The following is a 21937-nucleotide window of genomic DNA, read 5'->3' on the forward strand; positions in this document are numbered from 1 at the left end:
CTACTGGGCTCCGTTCCCGCCCAGGTGGTCCTCCAGGACGGGTCCGACGACGCTCAGCGCGGCGGGCGACGTCATGGCCCAGTGGGTGCTGGCGACGTGGTGGTTGCGGACGCCGCCACTGGCGTACCGCTGCCAGCCCGTCGCCGCGAGTTCACCGGTCGGGTCGTCCTCGTGGGCGGTGAAGAACAGCACCTCGCCGTCGAACACCCCGGGCCGGTAGCCCGCGGCCAGCCGGACGTTGTGCTCGGCCGCCGCGACGAGCCTGCCGACGATCTCCTCGGCCCGCTCCTCCGTCTCCCCGGTCAGGTTCTGGAACAGCGCCACGGCGTCGTCGAGGGACAGGTCTGCGGCCTGGTCGCCACCGGTCTCGATCCCGATACCGCCGAGCAACTCGCCGAGCGTCGGCCCGGCACCCGCGGCTGCGGGCACAGATCCGGGGGCGAAGCTGTCGAGCATCCCCAGCAGGCGCACCTCCTCGCCGTCCTCCTGCAACTGCGCCGCCAGCGCATGGCCGATCACACCGCCGAGGGACCAGCCGAGGAGGTGGTACGGCCCCTCGGGCTGGACCCGCCGGATCTCGTCGAGGTAGAGCCTCGCGAGTTCCTCGATGGTGGCGGGAAGTTCGGTCTCGCCCTGGATTCCCGGGGTCTGCAGTCCGTAGATCGGCCGGTCCGAGTCCACGTACTGCGTCAGCCCGGCGAAGGACCAGGACAGGCCGAGGATCGGGTGGATGCAGAACACCGGAGGCCGCGACCCGCCGGTTCGGATCGGGAACAGTACATCGAAGGCGTGGTCGGCAGAGCCCTGGCCGCCCTGCTCGATGCGCTGCGCAAGTGCCCCCGGTGTGGGGTCGGTGAACAACCACGGAATCTGCACCACGGCATCGAGTTCGGTCCGCAGTCGGTCGACCACGGTGATGCCGATCAGCGAGTTGCCGCCAAGCTCGAAGAAGCTGTCGTCGAGCCCGACCCGCTCCGCCCCGAGCACCTCGGCGAACACCTCACACACGACCTTCTCGACCGGGGTCGACGGTGCCCGGTACTCCCGCGCCGCCAGTTCCGGTATCGGTAGCGCCCGCTTGTCGAGCTTCCCGTTGACCATCAGCGGCAGGGCATCGAGCACCGTCACCACCGCCGGCACCATGTAGGGAGGCAGCGAACCGGCCACCTCCGCGCGCAGCGCCTGCGCGTCGAGCGCCTCGCCTGCGGTCGCCACGACGTAGCCCAGCAGCCGCTCACCGGTATGCCCGTCACGGTGCACCGTCACCACCGCCTGCTGTACCCCGGCGCAGCCGACCAGCGCCGCCTCGATCTCACCGAGTTCGATCCGCAGCCCGCGCAACTTCACCTGTGAGTCGGCGCGGCCCACGAAGTCCAACTGGCCGCCTTCGGTCCAGCGCACCAGGTCGCCGGACGCGTACATCCGGCTGCCTGCCGGACCGAACGGGTTGGCCACGAACTTGCCTGCGGTCATCGCCGCACGATCGTGGTAGCCCCGCGCCAGGCCGGCACCGGACAGGTACAGCTCGCCGACCACACCGATCGGTACCGGACGCAGTCGCGCGTCGAGCACCACCGCTCCGGTACCCCCGAGCGGCTGGCCGATGGTGATCCGGTCGCCGACCGCGATCGAGTCGGTCAGGGTGACGACGATCGTGGTCTCGGTCGGGCCGTAGCCGTTGACGAACCGGCGCCCCGGCGCCAACCGAGCCACCAGTTCCGGCGGGCAGACGTCGCCGCCGACGGCGACCAGTTCCAGCGCAGGCAGGTCCGCGGTGTGCAGGCTCCCCAACGCCGCGGGCGCGCTCAGCACGTGACTGACCAACTCGTCACGGACCAGCGCCGTGAGCTCGTCGCCACCGATGACCTCCGGCGGCGCCACCACCATCGTCGCGCCCACGCTGAACGAGGCCACCATCTCGAACAGTGACGCGTCGAAACTGGCCGAGGACAGGCGCAGCACCCGGGAGTCACCGGTGATGGCCATCTCCGGCCGGACGTCCGCGGTGAACGCGGACAGCCCGGTGTGGGTGACCACGACGCCCTTCGGCATTCCGGTGGATCCGGAGGTGTAGATCATGTACGCGGAGTTCGCGGCGGACAGCGGACTCGTGCGGTCCCGGTCGGTGACCGGTGCGTCCGAACGCGTGCCCACCAGGTCGAGCACGTCGGGGCCGTCGAGGACCCACCAGTCCACCCCGCCCGGCAGCACCTGCCGGGGCTGCGCCGCCGTCAGGCCCACCGCCGCACCGGAGTCGGCGATGATGTGCTCGATCCGCGCGGTCGGCAGCGCCGGGTCCACCGGTACGAACGCCGCACCGGACTTGGCGACCGCCCACATCGCGACCACCGCCTCGATGCTCCGCGGGAAGGCCAGCGCCACGAACGACTCCGGCCCGACGCCCCGCGAGATCAGCAGCCTGGCAAGACGGTTCGACGAACCGTCCAGCTCCGCATAGGTCATCTCGATGCCGGACATGGTCAGCGCGGGCTTGTCCGGGTACCGGGCCGCACCGGTGGTCAGGATCTCCGGGAGCAGTCGGACCGGGAGCGGCGTCGCGGTCGCCCGCGCGGCGAGCACCGCCCGCCCCTCCCCGTCGAGCAGGTCCACGTCACCGACGGGCACGTCCGAGTCCGCGACCATGGCGCCGAGAATCCGCAGGAGGGCCCGCACGAAACCATTGACTGTCGTCTCGTCGAACAGGTCCGCCGAGTACTTGACCTCGGCACCGATCCCGTCCGGCCGACGGTCGGCGTCGTATCGGTCGGCCAGGGTGAGGTCGAGGTCGACCAGGGCCACGACGGTGTCGAGCTCGACGCCCGACACCCGCAGACCGCCGTGCTCGAGGGTCATCGCCCCGAGGTTCTGGAACGCCATCGCCACCTGGAACAGCGGCGAATGAGCCTGGGAGCGAACCGGGTTCAGCGCCTCGACCAACCGCTCGAACGGGACGTCAGCATTGCCGAACGCCGCCAGGTCCGAATCCCGGACCTGCGCGAGGACCTCGCCGAAGGTGGCGTCGGGCCGGACCTCGGTCCGCAGCACCAACGTGTTGACGAACATCCCGATCAGGTCGTCGAGAGCCGCCTCGCCGCGACCGGCGATCGGGCTGCCGACGGAGATGTCGGTCGTCCCGCTCAACCGAGCCAACAGCACCGCCAGGGCGGTGTGGACCACCATGAACAACGTTGCCTGGTGTGCCCGCGCGTACTCGGTCAGCGCCCGGTGCAGGTCCGCGTCGATCTCGAAGGTCGTCGCCGCGCCCCGACCCGTGGCGACGGCGGGACGCGGTCGATCGGTCGGCAGCTCGAGCAGTTCCGGCAGCCCGTCCAGCGCCGCCGTCCAGTACCCGAGTTGCCGGGAGAGCAGCGACTGCGGATCGTCCTCGGAGCCCAGCGTCTCGCGCTGCCACAGCGCGAAGTCCGCGTACTGCACCGGCAGTGGTTCCCAGGACGGCGCGCCGCCGAGGCTGCGGGCCGCGTACGCCACCATCACGTCACGCGACAGCGGGCGCAACGACCAGCCGTCGGAGCTGATGTGGTGCATCACGAACACCAGGACGTACTCCTCGGGACCGACGTGGAACAAGGCGCCGCGCAACGGCACCTCGGACGCCACGTCGAACCCACGCGAGAGCAGTTCGGTGACCGCGGTGAGCACCTCCTCGGGCGCGATCGCGACGGGCGTCATGTCCGGAACGGCCTGAGCGGCGGGGACGATCACCTGGCAGCCGCTCCCGTCGACGGCCGGGTACACGGTGCGCAGGGACTCGTGCCTCGCGACGATGTCACCGACCGCGGCGCGCAACGCCTCGACGTCCAGCTCGCCGGACAGGCGCAATGCGATCGGCACGTTGTACGCACCGGACGTCGGGTCGAACTGGTTGATGAACCACATGCGCTGCTGCGCCAACGACAGCGGAATCCGTTCCGGTCGTGGGCCCGCGACCAGTGCCTTGCGGGCACCCGCCCCGACGTACTGCTCGACGGCCACCGCCAACATGCCGACGGTCGACGCCTCGAACAGCACCCGCACGGGCAGCTGCGCGTCGAGCGCCGAACCCAGCCTCGCGATCACCTGGGTGGCGATCAGCGAGTTGCCCCCGAGCTCGAAGAAGTCGTCGTCGACACCGACCCGCTCGACCGCGAGCACGTCGGCGAACACCCCGGCGACGATCTCCTCGATCGGGGTCGACGGCGCCCGGAACTCCCGTGCCTGCATCTCCGGCGCCGGCAACGCCTTCCGGTCCAGCTTTCCGTTCACGTTCAACGGCAACTCGTCGAGGACCACGAACGCATCCGGGATCATGTACGACGGCAACGCCTTCGACATGCCCGCCCGCACCGCCGCGATGTCGAACTCCGCCGCGCCCTCGGCGACGACATAGCCGACCAGCTGCTGTCCCAGCGATCCCTGGTGCACGACCACCGCGGCCTGCCGAACCGACGGATCGGCCGTCAACGCGGCCTCGATCTCGCCGAGCTCGATCCGCAGACCGCGCACCTTCACCTGGAAGTCCGTGCGACCCAGGAACTCCAGTCGCCCGACCGCATTCCACTTGACCAGGTCACCGGTCCGGTAGAGCCGGGTGCCGGGCACCCCGAACGGGTTCGCCACGAAGCGGTCCGCCGTCAGGTCCGGTCGCCCGTGGTACCCCCGCGCCAACTGGGTGCCCGCCAGGTACAGCTCGCCGGCAACGCCGACCGGGACCGGTGCCATCCTCCGGTCGAGGACGTACACCTGGGTGTTCCAGCACGGGGAGCCGATCGGAACCGTCGGCCCCTCACCCGCGAGGTAGGGCTGCGCGGTGACACTGACCGCGGCTTCCGTCGGTCCGTACAGGTTGTGCAGTGCCGCGTCGCTGAACCCGGTGAAGGCCTCGGCCACCGGCCGCGAGAGCGCCTCGCCGATGCACAGCACCTGACGCAGCGACCGGCAGTCCCCCGGGTCCGCGACCTCGAGGAACGCCGACAGCAGCGACGGCACGAAGTATGTGCTCGTCACGCGCTGCTCCCGGATCAGGTTCGCGAGGTAGGCGGGGTCGCGGTGCCCGTCCGGATCGGCGATCACCAGTGCGGCGCCGGTGGTCAACGGCCACCACAACTCCCACACCGACAGGTCGAACGTCACCGGTGTCTTGTGCAGCAACCGATCCGAGGTGTCCATCGGGTACTCGGACTGCTTCCACTGCAGCTGATTTGCGATCGCCCGGTGCGGCAGCGCCACGCCCTTCGGCCGACCCGTCGACCCCGAGGTGTAGATCACGTACGCCAGGTCCTCACCGTGCACCGGCCGGACGCGCTCCGCAGCCTTGATGGGTCCGGAGGCAAGCCACATCGGATCGACGGTGTCGATGTCGACCCGGACGGTGCCCTCGTCGAGCACCAACTCCTGTCCGGAGACGCTGAGCACACACACCGGCGCCGCGTCCTCGAGCACGTACGCCGTGCGCTCCGCCGGGTGGTCGGGATCGATCGGCACGTACGCGCCGCCTGCCTTCACGATCGCGTAGATCGCCTCCAGTAGTTCGAACGACCGCCGGATGCCGACACCGACCCGACTGTCCGGCCCGACGCCGAGCCCGATCAGGTGCCGGGCCAGGCGGTTGGTCCGGGCGTCGAACTCGTCATAGGTCAGCGTCTCGCCCTCGAACACCAGCGCCGCGGCGTCGGGGGTCCGTGCCACCTGCGCCTCGAACAACTCGGGCAGCGTCACCGCTGCCACCGTGTGGTCGGTCGAGTTCCACTGCGAGAGCAGTTGCTTGCCCTCGTCCGTACCCAGGAGCTGCAGATCACCCACCGGGGTGGCGGGATCGGCGACGACCTGCTCGAGCAGACGCACGAAGCGATCCACGATCACCCGCACCGACGACTCGTCGAACAGGCTGTCCACGTACCGCAGGACCGCCGACATGTTGTTGCCTGCGGCGTCGGATTCCGCCGTCGGGAACACGATCAGGTGCAGGTCGAACTGCGAGAGCTTGGCGTCCCAGTCCACCGGCGAGATCTCCAGGCCTGCCAGTTCGAACTCGCCCTGCTGCAGGTTCTGGAAGGAGAATCCCACCTGGAAGATCGGCGAGTACGCCGTCGTCCGGGCCGGGTTGACGGCCTCGACGATCCGCTCGAACGGAACGTCCACCTGCCCGAAGGCCTCGACGTCACGGGTGCGGGCGTGCTCGACCAGTGCACCGAAGCCGGCGCCGCCGTCCACCTGCAGTCGCAGGGCGAGGGTGTTGACGAACATGCCCACCACGTCGTCGAGCACCGCCTCGCCGCGGCCGGCGATCGGGGTGCCGACGGCGATGTCATCGGTGCCGCTGATGCGGGAGAGCAACAACGCGAAGGCCGCATGCATCGCCATGAACAGCGTGGCGCCCCGCTCCCGGGCGATCGACTCCAGGCGCGCCACCACGCCGCCGTCGATCTCGAACTCCACCGCGCCGCCCACCGGCGACGCCACCGCGGGTCGGGTCCGGTCGGTCGGCAGTTCCAGCACGTCCGGCAGGCCCGACAGCGCGTCGGTCCAGAAGTTCAGCTGCTGCGAGAGCAGCGACTCCGGGTCGTCCTCCGCGCCGAGCACCTCGCGCTGCCACAGCGCGTAGTCCGCGTACTGCACCGGCAACGGCTCCCACGCCGGTTCCGCGCCGAGGCTGCGGGCCGCGTAGGCCACCATCACGTCCCGCGCGAGCGGGCCGACGGAGAAGCCGTCCGTGACAATGTGGTGCGCGACGAAGACGAAGACGTGTTCGGACTCGCCGGTCTCGAACAGCGTCGCGCGCAGCGGGACCGCGGTCGCGACATCGAATCCCGCCGAGACGAACTCGACGAGTGCCGCCGTCAGGCCGTCCGGCGCGAGGCTCACCTCGTCGAAGTCCAGCCGGACCTCGCCGACACCGACCACCACCTGGGAGGGACCGTCCGCAGAGTTCGGGAACACGGTGCGCAGCGACTCGTGCCGCGCCAGCACGTCACCGACCGCCGCCCGCAGCGCCGCCACGTCCAACTCGCCGGTCAGGCGCAGCGCGATCGGGATGTTGTAGGCCGGCGAGGAGGTGTCGAACTGGTTGAGGAACCACATCCGGGACTGCGCCAGCGACAACGGAATCCGCTCCGGCCGCGGACCCGCCACCAGCGCCTTCCGCCCACCACCGCCGACGTGCCGCTCCACCGCGACGGCCAGTGCGCTGACCGTGGTTGCCTCGAACAGCACCCGCACCGGCACCTGCGCATCCAGCGCCGCGCCGAGCCGGGAGATCACCTGGGTGGCGATCAGCGAGTTGCCGCCGAGCGCGAAGAAGTCGTCGTCCGCACCGACCCGCTCGATGCCGAGCACGTCCGCGAACACCCCGGCGACGATCTCCTCGATCGGCGTGGACGGCGCCCGGAACGCGACGGCCTCGAACGCCGGCACCGGCAGCGCGCGCTTGTCCAGCTTGCCGTTGACCATCACCGGCATCGCCTCGAGCACCACCACCTGCGCGGGCACCATGTACGCCGGCAACGAACCCGACAGCTCGCGACGCAGCACCTGCGGGTCGAGTGCGGTGTCCGCCTCGCCCACCACGTAGCCGAGCAACCGCTGCCCGGTGTGCGGGTCCTCGTGCACCGTCACCGCGGCCTGCGCGACCCCGTCACAGCCGGCCAGTGCCGCCTCGATCTCGCCGAGTTCGATCCGCAGACCGCGCAGCTTCACCTGCGAGTCGGCGCGGCCCTGGAAGTCCAACTGTCCGTCCGCGGTCCAGCGCACCAGGTCACCGGTCGCGTACATCCGGGTCCCGGGCTCGCCGAACGGGTTCGCCACGAACTTGCTCGCGGTGAGCTCCGTGCGGTCGTGGTATCCCCGAGCCAGCCCGAGACCGGACAGGTAGAGCTCACCCACCACACCGAGCGGCACCGGGCGCAGCCGTGCGTCGAGCACCACCGCACCGACGCCGCCGATCGGCGCGCCGATGGTGATCCGCTCACCGACGGCCAGCGGTGCCGTCAGGGTGACCACGATCGTGGTCTCCGTCGGGCCGTAGCCGTTGATGAATCGTCGGTCCGGTGCCAGCCTGGCCACCAGTTCCGGCGGGCACACGTCGCCGCCGACCGCGACCATCTCCAGCACCGGCAGGTCCTCGGCCCGCATGGTCCCCAGCGCCGCCGGTGCGCTCATCACGTGCGTCACCCGCTCGTCTCGCAGCAGTCCCGCGAGCTCGTCACCGCCGACCACCTCCGGCGGCGCCACCACCATGGTGGCGCCGGCGCTGAACGACGCCAGCATCTCGAACAACGACGCGTCGAAGCTCGCCGACGACAGTCGCAGCACCCGAGAGGTGGCGGTGATCGCCATGTCCGGGTTGGCGACCGCGGTGAACGGGGCCAGCCCGGTGTGGGTCACCGCGACGCCCTTGGGCATTCCGGTCGAACCCGAGGTGTAGATCATGTACGCGACGTTGTCTGCGGACAGCGACGCCGTCCGGTCCCGATCGGTGACCGGGCCGTCCGAGAAGCCGGCGGCCGGTGCGCCGTCGAGTTCGAGCCACTCCGTGGCTGCAGGCAGGCCCTCCCGGACCGCGGCGGCCGTCAGTCCCAGTGCCGCACCGGAATCGGTGAGGATGTGCTCGATCCGCGCGGTCGGCAGCGCCGGGTCCACCGGCACGAACGCCGCCCCGGACTTGGCGACCGCCCACATCGCGACCACCGCCTCGATGCTCCGCGGGAACGCCAGCGCCACGAACGACTCCGACCCGACACCCCTCGAGATCAACAGCCGTGCAATGCGGTTCGACGTCGCGTCGAGTTCCGCATAGGACAACTCGACACCGGACAGGGTCAACGCCGTCGCGTCGGGGTTCACCGATACACCGGCGGTGAGGATCTCCGGCAACAGCCGCACCGGCAACGGTGCCGGGAGCGCCCGCTCCGCGAGCACGGTCCGCTCCGCCTCGTCGAGCAGGTCGAGCTCGCCGACCGGCAGGTCCGGGTCGGCGGCGACGGCCGCGAGCAGCCGCACCAGACGGTCGACGAAGGCCTCCACCGTGGACGCGTCGAACAGGTCGGCGGCATAGGTCACCGAACCCAGCAGGCCGTCCTCGGAGTCCCGGAAGGTCAGTTCCAGGTCCGTCTTGGCGACCGCGATCTCCGCGTCGACCGCGGACACCTCGATGCCCGGCAGCTCGAACGACGTCTCCCCGAGGTTCTGCAGTGCCAGCGCCACCTGGAACAGCGGTGAATGCGCCTGCGAGCGAGGCGGATTGACCACCTCCACGACCCGCTCGAACGGCACCTCGGCATGGCCGAACGCGGCCAGGTCCACCGCACGGGCCTGCACCAGCAACTCCGCGAAGCCGAGCGTCGGGTCCACCTCGGTGCGCAGCACCAGCGTGTTGACGAACATGCCGACCAGGTCGTCCAGTGCGGCCTCGCCGCGACCGGCGATCGCGGTGCCGACGGTGACGTCCGTGGACCCACTCAGCCGCGACAGCGTGGCCGCCAGCGCGGCATGCAGGACCATGAACAGGGTGGACTGACGGGACAGCGCGAGGTCCCGCAGGCGACCGGACAGTGCGGCGTCGACGGCGAACTCGCTGCGCGCACCGCGCATCGACATCACCGGCGGCCGCGGACGGTCCGTCGGCAGGTCCAGCAGCGTGGGCACTCCGGCCAGCTGCTCCACCCAGTAGCCGAGCTGCGCCGAGGCCAGCGACTCCGGGTCGTCCTCGGAGCCGAGCACCTCACGCTGCCACAGCGCGAAGTCCGCGTACTGCACCGGCAGCGGCTCCCAGGTCGGCGCCAGCCCCCCGGCGCGGGTGGCGTAGGCAACCATCACGTCCCGCGCCAACGGCGCCAGGGAGAACCCGTCCGCACTGATGTGGTGCACCACGACCGCGAAGACGTGCTCGGCCGCGCCGGTCCGCAGCAGCCGGGCACGCAACGGAATCTCGGCCGAGACGTCGAAGCCACGGGACACGAAGTCGAACAGCGACGCCGACAGCGCCTCCTCGGCCACCGTCACCTCGTCGAGGTCCGAACCGATCTCGCCGACACCGACCACCACCTGGGTGGGACCGTCCGCAGAGTTCGGGAACACGGTGCGCAGCGACTCGTGCCGCGCCAGCACGTCGCCGACCGCCGCCCGCAGCGCCGCCACGTCGAGTTCACCGGTCAGCCGGATCGCCAGCGGGATGTTGTAGGCCGGTGACGCGGTGTCGAACTGGTTGATGAACCACATCCGGGACTGCGCCAGCGACAACGGAATCCGCTCCGGCCGCGGACCGGCCACCAGCGCCTTCCGTCCTGCGCCGCCGACGTGCCGCTCCACCGCGACGGCCAGTGCGCTGACCGTGGTGGCCTCGAACAGCACCCGCACCGGCACCTGGGTGTCCAGCGCGGCGCCGAGCCGGGAGATCACCTGGGTGGCGATCAGCGAGTTGCCGCCGAGCGCGAAGAAGTCGTCGTCGGCGCCGACCCGCTCGATGTCGAGCACGTCCGCGAACACCCCGGCGACGATCTCCTCGATCGGCGTGGACGGCGCCCGGAACGCGACGGCCTCGAATGCAGGCACGGGCAGCGCCTTGCGGTCGAGCTTGCCGTTGACAGTCACCGGCATGGCCTCGAGCACCACCACCTGCGCGGGCACCATGTACGCCGGCAACGAACCCGACAGCTCGCGGCGCAGCTTCTGGGTGTCCAGCGCGACCTCCGGGTCGGCGACGACGTAACCGAGCAGCCGCTGGCCGGTGTGCGGGTCCTCGTGCACCGTCACCACGGCCTGCGCCACCCCGGCACACGCCAGGAATGCCGACTCGATCTCGCCGAGCTCGATCCGCAGACCGCGCAGCTTCACCTGTGAGTCGGCGCGGCCGACGAAGTCCAGTTGTCCGTCGGGCATCCAGCGCACGAGGTCACCGGTGAGGTACATCCGGGTACCCGCCGCATCGAACGGGTTCGCCACGAACCTGCTCGACGTGAGGTCTGCACGGTCGTGGTAGCCGCGGGCCAGACCGGCGCCCGACAGGTACAGCTCACCCACCACGCCGAGCGGCACCGGGCGCAGTCGCGCGTCGAGCACCACCGCACCGACGCCGCCGAGCGGCGCGCCGATGGTGATCCGCTCGCCGGCGGCCAGCGCCGCGGTGCGGGTGACCACGATCGTGGTCTCCGTCGGACCGTACCCGTTGAAGAACCGCCGACCGGGCGCCAGCCTGGCCACCAGTTCCGGCGGGCACACGTCGCCACCGACGCCGACGACCTCGAGATCTGGCAGGTCTTCGGCCCGCATGGTCCCCAGTGCCGCGGGAGCACTCGTCAGATGGGTGACCCGCTGCTCACGCACCAGTCCCGCGAGCTCGTCACCGCCGACGACCGCCGGCGGCGCCACCACCATGGTGGCACCGGCACTGAAGGACGTCAGCATCTCGAACATCGAGGCATCGAAGCTGGCCGAGGCCAGTCGCAGCATCCGAGAGGTGGCGGTGATGGTCATGTCCCGATGGTTGTCCGCGGAGAACGCGGAGAGACCTGTGTGGGTCACCGCGACGCCCTTGGGCATTCCGGTCGAACCCGAGGTGTAGATCATGTACGCGACGTTGGTGGCGGCCAGCGACGCCGTCCGGTCCCGGTCGGTGACCGGAGCGGACGAGAAGCCGTCGGCCAGTTCGTCGTCGAGTTCGAGCCACTCGGTGGCACCCGGCATGTCCTCGTGGGATCCGGAAACCGACAGGCCGAGCGCCGCGCCGGAGTCGGTGAGGATGTGCGCCATCCGGGCGGTCGGCAGCGCCGGGTCCACCGGCACGAACGCCGCCCCGGACTTGGCGACCGCCCACATCGCGACCACCGACTCGATGCTCCGCGGGAACGCCAGCGCCACGAACGACTCCGGCCCCATGCCCCGCGAGATCAGCAGCCGCGCAATGCGGTTCGACATCGAGTCGAGTTCGGCATAGGTCATCTCGGCGCCGGAGGCGACCAGCGCGACCTGCGCCGGGTCCAGTGCCGCGCCCGTCGTGAGCATCTCCGGCAGCAGTCGCGCCTGCAGCGGCCGCGACAGCGCCCGCTGCGCCACGGTCGCCCGCTCGCCCTCGTCGAGCAGGTCCAGCTCGCCGACCACCACGGCAGGCTCGGCCACGATCGACTCCAGCAGCCGCACCAGACGCTCGACGAAGACCCGCGCCGTGGACGCGTCGAACAGGTCCGCGGCGTAGGTGAGCGAACCGGCCAGTCCGTCCGCGCTGTCCCGGAACGTCAGTTCGAGGTCCATCTTCGCGACGGAGGCGTCCGCCTCGAGCGCGGACACCTCGATGCCCGGCAGCTCGAATGCCGCCAGTCCCTGGTTCTGCAGGGACAGCCCAACCTGGGCCAGCGGCGGGTGTGCCTGCGAGCGAGGCGGATTGACCACCTCCACGACCCGCTCGAACGGCACGTCTGCGTGGCCGAACGCGGCCAGGTCCACCGCGCGGGTATGCGCCAACAGTTCCGCGAAGGTGACGGTCGGGTCCACCTGGGTGCGCAGCACCAGGGTGTTGACGAACATGCCGACCACGTCGTCGAGCGCGGCCTCGCCGCGCCCGGCGATCGGGCTGCCGACGGTGATGTCGGTGGACCCGCTCAGTCGGGCCAACTGCACCGCGAGCGCCGCGTGCAGCACCATGAACAGCGTGGACTGACGCCCTCGCGCCAGCTCGGTCAATCCCGCCAGAAGCTCCGCGTCGATCGTGAAGTCGGTGCGCGCACCGCGCATCGACGCCACCGGCGGACGCGGTCGGTCCGTCGGCAGCTCCAGCAGCGCGGGCACCCCGGCCAGCTGCTCCACCCAGTAGCCGAGCTGGACCGATGCCAGCGACTCCGGGTCGTCCTCGGAGCCGAGCACCTCGTGCTGCCACAGCGCAAAGTCCGCGTACTGCACCGCCAACGGCGCCCACGTCGGCGCCTGGCCCTCGGTCCGAGCCAGGTACGCCACCATCAGGTCGCGCGCCAACGGTCCCGCAGAGAACCCGTCGGACGAGATGTGGTGTACCGAGAACGCGAACACATGTTCCGTCGCGGTGTCCTCGGTCGCTCCGTTCCCGGTGATCCGGAACAGGCTTGCCCGCAACGGGATCTCCGCAGACACGTCGAAGCCGCGCAGGGCGAAGGCGGTGAACGCGGCCATCAGTCCGTCCGCAGGCACCGCGACCTCGTCGAGGTCCAGCCGGACGTCGTCGATGTCGACGACCACCTGGGACGGGCCGTCCGCCGAGTTGGGGAACACGGTGCGCAGCGACTCGTGCCGCGCGAGGACGTCACCGACGGCGGCCCGCAGCGCCGCGACGTCCAGGTTGCCCGTCAGCCGCACCGCGACCGGGATGTTGTAGGCCGGCGAGGTGGTGTCGAACTGGTTGATGAACCACATCCGGGACTGCGCGGTCGAGAGCGGAATCCGCTCCGGCCGCGGCCTGGCGAACAGTGCCTTGCGGCCACCGGCACCCGTATGCCGCTCCACCGCCACGGCCAGCGCGCCGACCGTCGACGCCTCGAACAACGTCCGCACCGGCACCCGCGCGTCCAGTGCCGCACCGATGCGCGAAACCACCTGCGTCGCCACCAGCGAGTTGCCACCGAGCTCGAAGAAGTCGTCGTCCAGACCGATCCGCGGGACCCCCAGCACGTCGGCGAACACGCCCGCCACGATCTCCTCGACCGGAGTCGTCGGCGCCCGGAACTCCCGAACCTCGAACACCGGCGCCGGCAACGACTTCCGATCCAACTTCCCGTTCGACGTCAGCGGAATCTCGTCGAGCACCACGAACGCCGACGGCACCATGTACTCCGGCAGCAACTCCGCCGCACCGTCCCGCACCGAAGCCACATCCACGGTGGCCCCGACCGCGGGCACGAGGTAGGCGACCAGTCGTGCCCCTCCCGGGACGTCCTCGCGGACGATCACCGCAACCTGACCCACCTGCACGTGAGCCAACAGCGCCGATTCGATCTCACCGAGTTCGATCCGGAAACCACGCACCTTCACCTGGTCGTCGGACCGACCGAGGTACTCGAGGTCGCCGTCGCGGCTCCACCGCGCGAGGTCACCCGAGCGGTACAGCGCAGAACCGTCCGCAGCGAACGGGTTCGCCACGAAACGCGACGCCGTCAGCGCCGGCTGACCGAGGTAGCCCCGGGCCAACTGCACACCCGCGACGTACATCTCGCCCGGAACGCCGACCGGCACCGGCCGCAGCCGCGTGTCCAGGACGTACACCTGCAGACCCGCGATCGCCTGCCCGACCAGCGACGCAGACGCCGCCTTGGCCGTCGGCTCGTCGATACGACGGTGCGAGACGTGCACGGTGGTCTCGGTGATGCCGTACATGTTCACCAGACGCGGAGACGCGTCGTCGTGTCGTCCGTACCAGTCCGTCAACCGGCGCAACTCCAGCGCCTCACCGCCGAAGATCACGTACCGCAGCGCCAGCTCCGCAGGCGCCTGACGATCCGCCTCCGCCAACTGGTAGAACGCCGACGGCGTCTGGTTGAGCACCGTCACCCGCTCCCGCGCCAACAACTCCAGGAACTGCTCCGGCGAACGCGACGTGAAGTAGTCGACCACCACCAGGGTGCCGCCGTAGAGCAACGGACCCCACAGCTCCCACACCGAGAAGTCGAACGCATACGAGTGGAACATCGTCCACACGTCCGTCTCGTCGAACCCGAACTCCGCCTCGGTGTTGCGCATCAACCGACCGACATTGCGGTGCGGCACCAGCACGCCCTTCGGGCGGCCCGTCGAACCCGAGGTGTAGATCACATACGCGACATTGCCCGGCGCCAACGGCGCACGCCGATCCGAGTCCACAACCGCCGCAGTCGAATACGTCGACAGATCGACCGCGTCCAGCTCGATCACCGGCAGTCCGTCCGGCAGCGCGATCTCGTTCTCCGACCACGTGAGCACACAGACCGGCGATGCGTCGGCGAGCATGTACTCGATCCGGTCCGCCGGGTACGTCGGATCGACGGGCAGGTATCCGCCACCCGCCTTGACCACCGCGAGCAACGCCACCACCAGGTCCGCGGACCTCGGCAGGGCCACCGCCACCAACGACTCCGGCCCCACCCCGGCGTCGATCAGCACCCGGGCCAGGCGATTCGCCCGCTCGTCCAGGTCCCGGTAGGACAGTGTGTCGTCCGCGTAGCGAACCGCGACCCGGTCCGGGTGGGCCTGCGCGGCGGCATCGAACAACGCCACCAGTGTGCTGTCCGCTCCGGCATCCGCGCCGGAGGTGCTCCACTTGCTGACCACGAGTTCGCGTTCGGCCGGCTCGAGCAGGTCGATGTCCCCGACGACCGTCGCCGGGTCCGTGGTGACGGCGGACAGGACCCGCAGGAATCGGTCCCCGAACGTCGCCGCGGTGGCCTCGTCGAAGAGATCCGTCGCGTAGGTCAACTCGGCCACCATGCCCGCGGCACCGCCGACCTCGTCCACCGACTCCGACAGTGTCAGCTGCAGGTCGAACCTCGCCACGTGGGCGTCGAACTCCACCGCGCTGACGGTGAGATCCGGGAGTTCGAGGCTGGTCAATCCCAAGTTCTGGAAGGTCAACGCGACCTGGAACAGCGGGTGCCGGGCCTGCGAGCGGGCGGGGCTGAGCACGTCGACGAGCCGCTCGAACGGCACGTCGGAATGCGCGAAGGCCGCCACGTCGGTTGCCCGTGCCTGCTCCAGTATCTGCTCGAAGCTGGCCGCCGAGTCGACCTCGGTGCGCAGCACCAGGGTGTTGACGAACATGCCGACCAGGTCGTCGAGCGCGGCCTCACCTCGGCCGGCGAACGGTGCGCCGATCGCGATGTCGTCGGTCCCCGAGAGCCGGGCCAGCAGCACGGCGAGGGCCGCGTGCACCACCATGAAGGTGGTGCTGTTGTGTGTGCGCGCGAGCTCACCGACCGCCGCGTGCAAGGACGCGTCGACCGTGAACCCGGTGGTGGCACCGTAATTTGACGCCACCGCCGGCCGCGGCCGGTCGCTCGGCAGGTCCAGCTGGTCCGGCAGGGCAGCCAGGGCCGTGGACCAGTAGGCCAGTTGCGTGGAGATCAGCGACTCCGGGTCGTCCTCACTGCCGAGAACTTCCCGCTGCCACAGGCTGTAGTCGGCGTACTGCACCGACAGCGGCGCCCACCCGGGCGCGAGGTCGACACTGCGGGCCCCGTACGCGGCCATCACGTCCCGCACCAGCGGACGAATCGAGAATCCGTCGGCGGCGATGTGGTGGATCACGAACATCAGCACGAAGTCGTTGCCGCCCAGCGAGAACAGGGTGGCTCGCAGGGGAACCTCGGTCGTGACGTCGAATCCGACGGCAGCCGCGGCGGCGACGGCGGCCATCAGCTCGGACTCGAGGACGCTCACCGGCGTCAGGTCCGGGACTGCGTCACCGATCGGCACGACCACCTGGACCGGCCCGTCTGCGGTGTCCGGGTACCTGGTCCGCAGCACCTCGTGCCGGGCCACCATGTCCGCCACTGCGGACTGCAGGGCCGCCACGTCCAACTCGCCGGTCAGACGCACCGCGGCCGGGATGTTGTTCACCGCGGACGTGGTGTCGAACTGGTTGAGGAACCACATCCGGGACTGCGCCAGCGACAACGGAATCAGCTCCGGTCGCGGACCCGCCACCAGCGGCACCCGGCCGCCCGCACCCACGTGCCGCTCCACCGCGACGGCGAGACCGCTCACGGTCGACGCCTCGAACAGCACCCGCACCGGCACCTGCGCGTCCAGCGCCGCACCGAGCCGGGAGATCACCTGCGTGGCGATCAGGGAGTTGCCGCCGAGCTCGAAGAAGTCGTCGTCCGCGCCGACCCGCTCGACGCCGAGCACGTCGGCGAACACGCCGGCCACGATCTCCTCGATCGGGGTCGACGGCGCACGGAACGCCCGCGCCTCGAACTCCGGCACCGGCAACGACTTCCGGTCCAGCTTGCCCACCACGGTGCGCGGGAGCTCGTCGAGCACGACGAGCTGCGCCGGCACCATGTACGCAGGCAACGAACCTGACAGGGCGGAGCGCAGCACCTGCGGATCGAGTGCGGCGTCCGCCTCGCCCACCACGTAGCCGAGCAACCGCTGGCCGGTGTGCGGGTCCTCGTGCACCGTCACCACGGCCTGCGCCACTCCGGCGCAGGCGCTCAGCGCCGCCTCGATCTCACCGAGTTCGAGGCGCAGTCCGCGCAGCTTCACCTGCGCGTCGCCACGACCGACGAAGTCCAGCTCACCGGACGCGGTCCAGCGCACCAGGTCGCCGGTGGCGTACATCCGGCTACCCGCCGCCCCGAACGGGTTCGCCACGAACTTCCCCGCCGTCAGGTCGGCGCGGTCGTGGTAGCCCCGGGCCAGACCCGCGCCCGAGAGGTACAGCTCACCCACGACGCCGACCGGCACCGGCCGCAGCCGCGCGTCGAGCACCGCCGCGCCCGCCCCACCGATCGGCACGCCGATGGTGATCCGGTCGTCGACGGTGAACGGCCCGGTCAGGGTGATGACGATCGTGGTCTCCGTCGGACCGTAGCCGTTGACGAACCGGCGGCCCGGCGCCAATCGCGCCACCAGCTCCGGCGGGCACACGTCACCGCCGACCGCCACCATCTCCAGATCGGGCAGGTCCCCGGCCCGCACCGTCGCCATCGCGGCGGGCGCGGTGAGCACGTGGCTGACCCGCTCGTCCCGCAGGACCGCGGCCAGCTCGTCACCACCGACGACCTCCGGCGGCGCGATCACCATCGTCGCGCCCGCGCTGAACGCGATCACCATCTCGAACAGCGAGGCGTCGAAGCTCGCCGACGACAGCCGCAGCACCCGCGCCCGCGCCGTCACTGCCATCTCCGGGCGCACGTCCGCGCAGAACGTGGCCATCCCCGCGTGGGACACCGCCACGCCCTTCGGCGTGCCGGTCGAGCCGGACGTGTAGATCATGTACGCGACGTTGTCCGCGGACAGCGGCGCCGTCCGGTCCCGGTCCGCGACCGGTCCGTCCGACAGCGTCGGCGCCGGGTCGTCGTCGAGCTCGAGCCACTCGACGAGGCCCGGCAGGCCGTCGCGGACCCGGGCCACCGTCAGCCCCAGCACCGCACCGGAATCGGTCAACATGTGCTCGATCCGGGCGTCCGGCAGCGCCGGGTCCACCGGCACGAACGCCGCCCCGGACTTGGCGACGGCCCACATCGCGACCACCGACTCGACCGACCGCGGGAAGGCCAACGCGACCACCGACTCCGGTCCGGCGCCGCGCGAGATCAGCAGCCGCGCAAGACGATTCGACGTCGCGTCGAGTTCGGCGTAGGTCAGGTCGGTGCCGGACATGGTCAGCGCGACCTGCTGCGGGTCCAGGGCCGCGCCGGTGGTGAGGATCTCCGGCAGCAACCGGACCGGAGGCGGCGTCGCGAGCGCCCGCTCCGTGAGCACCGACAGCTCTCCCCCGTCGAGCAGGTCGACCTCGCCGACGAGAACCGTCGGGGCGGCCGAGACGGCGCCCAGCACCCGGACCAACCGGTCCACGAACCGCTGTGCGGTGCCGCCGTCGAACAGGTCGGCCGCGTAGGTGAGCGAGCCGGCCATGCCGTCGTCGGTCTCCCGGAAGGTCAGTTCCAGGTCGGTCTTCGCCACGTCGATGCCCGGGTCGAGCATCGACACCCGCACGTCGGGCAGCTCGAAGGCGCCGACGCCCTGGCTCTGCAGCGACAGCGCCACCTGGAACAGCGGCGAGTAGGCCTGTGACCGGGGCGGGTTGGCGACCTCGACGACCCGCTCGAACGGCACGTCGGCGTGGCCGTACGCGGCCAGGTCGACCGCACGGGTCTGGGCCAGCAGGTCCGCGAACGTCCGCGCCGGGTCCACCTCGGTGCGCAGCACCAGGGTGTTGACGAACATGCCGACGACGTCGTCCAGCGCGGCCTCGCCGCGGCCGGCGATCGGGCTGCCGACGGCGATGTCGGTGGTGCCGCTGAGCCTCGCGAGCTGGAGCGCGAGCGCCGCGTGCAGGACCATGAACAGGGTGGAGCGGTGCTCGAGCGCGAGGCCGTTGAGTCGCTCGGTCAGGTCGGCTCCGACCGCGAAGTCGACGCGGCCGCCGCGGTAGGACGCGACCGGCGGCCGGGGCCGGTCGGTGGGCAGTTCCAGCACGCCCGGCACGCCGGCCAGCCGCTCCGCCCAGTAGGCGAGCTGGACCGAGGCCAGCGACTCCGGGTCGGCCTCGGAGCCGAGGACCGCTCGCTGCCACAGCGCGTAGTCCGCGTACTGCACCGCCAGCGGCGTCCAGTCCGGGGCCTCGCCCCGGGTCCGGGCCTCGTACGCGGTGAACAGGTCGCGGGCCAGCGGCAGCGTCGAGAAGCCGTCCGCGCTGATGTGGTGGACCACCAGCACCAGCACGTGGTCGCCTGCGTCGACGCGGAAGAGGCTCCCGCGCAGCGGCATCGCGGCGGTCACGTCGAAGCCGCCGGAGACCAGACCGAGGATCGCGTTCCGCAGCGCGTCCTCGCCGTCGACGTCGACCGGGCTCAGGTCCAGCGCCACCTCGGCGCCGGCCAGGATCCGCTGCTGCGGGCCCTGATCGGAGTCCGGGAAGACGGTACGCAGGGACTCGTGCCGGTCGATGACGTCCCGCACGGCGGCCGCGAGCGCGGCGGCGTCCAGGGCGCCGGTCAGCCGGACCGCGAGCGGGATGTTGTACACCGCGGACGCGGAGTCGAATCGGTTGAGGAACCACATCCGCTGCTGGGCGAGCGAGAGCGGGATCGAATCGGGCCGCTCGCCCGCGACCAGCGGGATCCGGTCCGTGGCCTCGTGGGTGTCGACGAGGGCGGCGAGGCCGGCCACGGTCGAGCTGCCGAAGACCTCGCGGACCCGCAGGTCGGTGCCCGCGGTGGCGTTGACCCGGGCGACCACCTGGGTCGCGCTGAGCGAGTTGCCGCCCAGGGCGAAGAAGTCGTCGTCCGCGCCGACCCGCTCGGTGCCGAGCACCTCGGCGAAGACGTCGGCCACCAACTGTTCGGTGGCGGTCCGCGGCGGCAGGTACTCGCGCGCCTCGAACACCGGCGCAGGCAGTCCCTTGCGGTCCACCTTGCCGCCCGGCGTCAGCGGCACCTCGTCGAGCACCGTCACCGATGCCGGCACCATGTACTCCGGCAGGGACTCCCGCACGTGGGCGCGGATCCCGGCGACGTCGATCTCGACGCCCGCCCGCGGCAGCACGTAGGCCGCCAGCGACCGCACCCCGCCCGGCCCGTCGAAACCGACCGTGACGGCGAAGTCGACGTCCGGGTGCGCGGAGAGCACCGCGTCGATCTCGCCGAGCTCGATCCGGTGGCCCCGGATCTTCACCTGCGCATCGGTCCGGCCCAGGTACTCGAGCGTGCCCGCCCGCGTCCAGCGCACCAGGTCGCCGGTCCGGTACAGCCGCGATCCCGTGGCGCCGAACGGATCGGCCACGAAGCGTTCCGACGTCAGCGCCAGTCGCGCGTGGTAGCCGCGCGCCAGTCCGACGCCTGCGAGATAGAGCTCACCCGCGACACCGACCGGAACGGGATGCAGTCGGGCGTCGAGCACCATCACGTCGGTGCCGACCACCGGACCGCCGAGCACCACCGGGGCACCCGGAACCATCGGATCGGAGTGCACCGCGACGACAGTCGACTCGGTCGGCCCGTAGGCGTTGAACATCGTCCGGCCCGGCGCCCACCGCGCGACCAGCGACGCCTCGCAGGCGTCGCCGCCGACGATCACGACCTCGAGGTGGTCGAGGCCGGCCGGCTCGACCGTCGCCAGCGCCGCCGGCGTCACGAAGGCATGGGTCACCCGCTCCTCGCGCAGCAGCGCGGCCAGCGCGTCACCGCCGTAGACGTGGGTCGGTGCCACCACCATCGTGGCCGCGCCGCCCACCGCCATCATCAGCTCGAGGATCGACGCGTCGAAACTCGGCGAGGCGAAATGCAGTGTCCGCGAATCGGTCCGGACGCCGTACCGGGAGCGCTGGTCGTCGACGAAGGCGCCGAGGCCGCCGTGACTGACCACCACGCCCTTCGGGACGCCGGTCGAGCCGGACGTGTAGATCAGGTACGCCGGGTTCTCCGCGCGCAGCACGCCGAGCAGCTCGCTCTCGACCAGCGGGGCGGCGCTGCGGGCCGCGACGCGCGCGGCGGCGGCCGCCTCGTCGAGCACCAGCCACCGCACCGAGTCGCCCAGCGCGCCGGCGCTGCGGCCCACGGTCAGGCCCACCGCCGCGCCGGAGTCGGAGAGCATGTGCTCGATCCGGTCCGCGGGATAGGTCGGGTCCACGGGCAGGAAGGCGGCGCCGGTCTTGGCCACCGCCCACACCGCGGTGACGGATTCGACGGACCGCTCCAGGGCCACGGCCACGAAGGACTCCGGCCGAACGCCCATGTCGATCAGCTCGCGCGCCAGCCGGCTCGAGCGGGCGTCGAGCTCGGCGTAGGACAGAGCTGTCCCCTCGAACCGGACGGCGTCCCCGTACAGGTTGGCCGCCACGGCCTCGGCCAGCAGCGACGCCAGGGTCGGGGCCACCCGCTCCGGCCGGGACGGCGACGCCCCGAGCTCGCGCAGCGACGTCCGCTCGGCCGGGTCGAGGATCTCGATGTCCCCCACCGGCGCCGTCGGCGACGCCACCGCGGCAGCGAGGATCCGGAGGAATCGGGTGGCGAAGGTCCGCACCGTCTGCTCGTCGAACAGATCTGTGGCGTAGACGAACTCGGCGGCCGCGCCCTCGGCGTCCAGCAGCTCGCTGACCGTCAGCTGCAGGTCGAACTTGGCCACGCCGAAGTCCAGCGGCTCACGGCCGATCTGCAGGCCGGGCAGGGCGAACCCGTCGACCGGCAGGTCCTCGAACGCCAGCACCACCTGGAACAGCGGGTGGTGCGCGGTGGAGCGGGACGGTGCCGCGACCTCCACCAGGCGCTCGAACGGCACATCCGCG

The 21937-nt window shown here is 71.2% G+C and carries 1 protein-coding gene (cut by a window edge); it reads right to left on the bottom strand.

Annotated elements, in window-relative coordinates; all coding sequences use genetic code 11:
- Nucleotides 1–21937: the 3' portion of a non-ribosomal peptide synthase/polyketide synthase gene (locus tag ACFO6S_RS02465; RefSeq protein ID WP_378413774.1), read on the bottom strand. It continues 8771 nt past the right edge of the window; 21937 of the gene's 30708 nt are visible here — the last part of the coding sequence; its start codon lies beyond the right edge, outside the window — the gene reads right to left on this strand; it ends in the stop codon at nucleotides 1–3.

This window comes from Rhodococcus kronopolitis (assembly GCF_042654025.1).
Lineage (GTDB): Bacteria > Actinomycetota > Actinomycetes > Mycobacteriales > Mycobacteriaceae > Rhodococcus_G > Rhodococcus_G kronopolitis.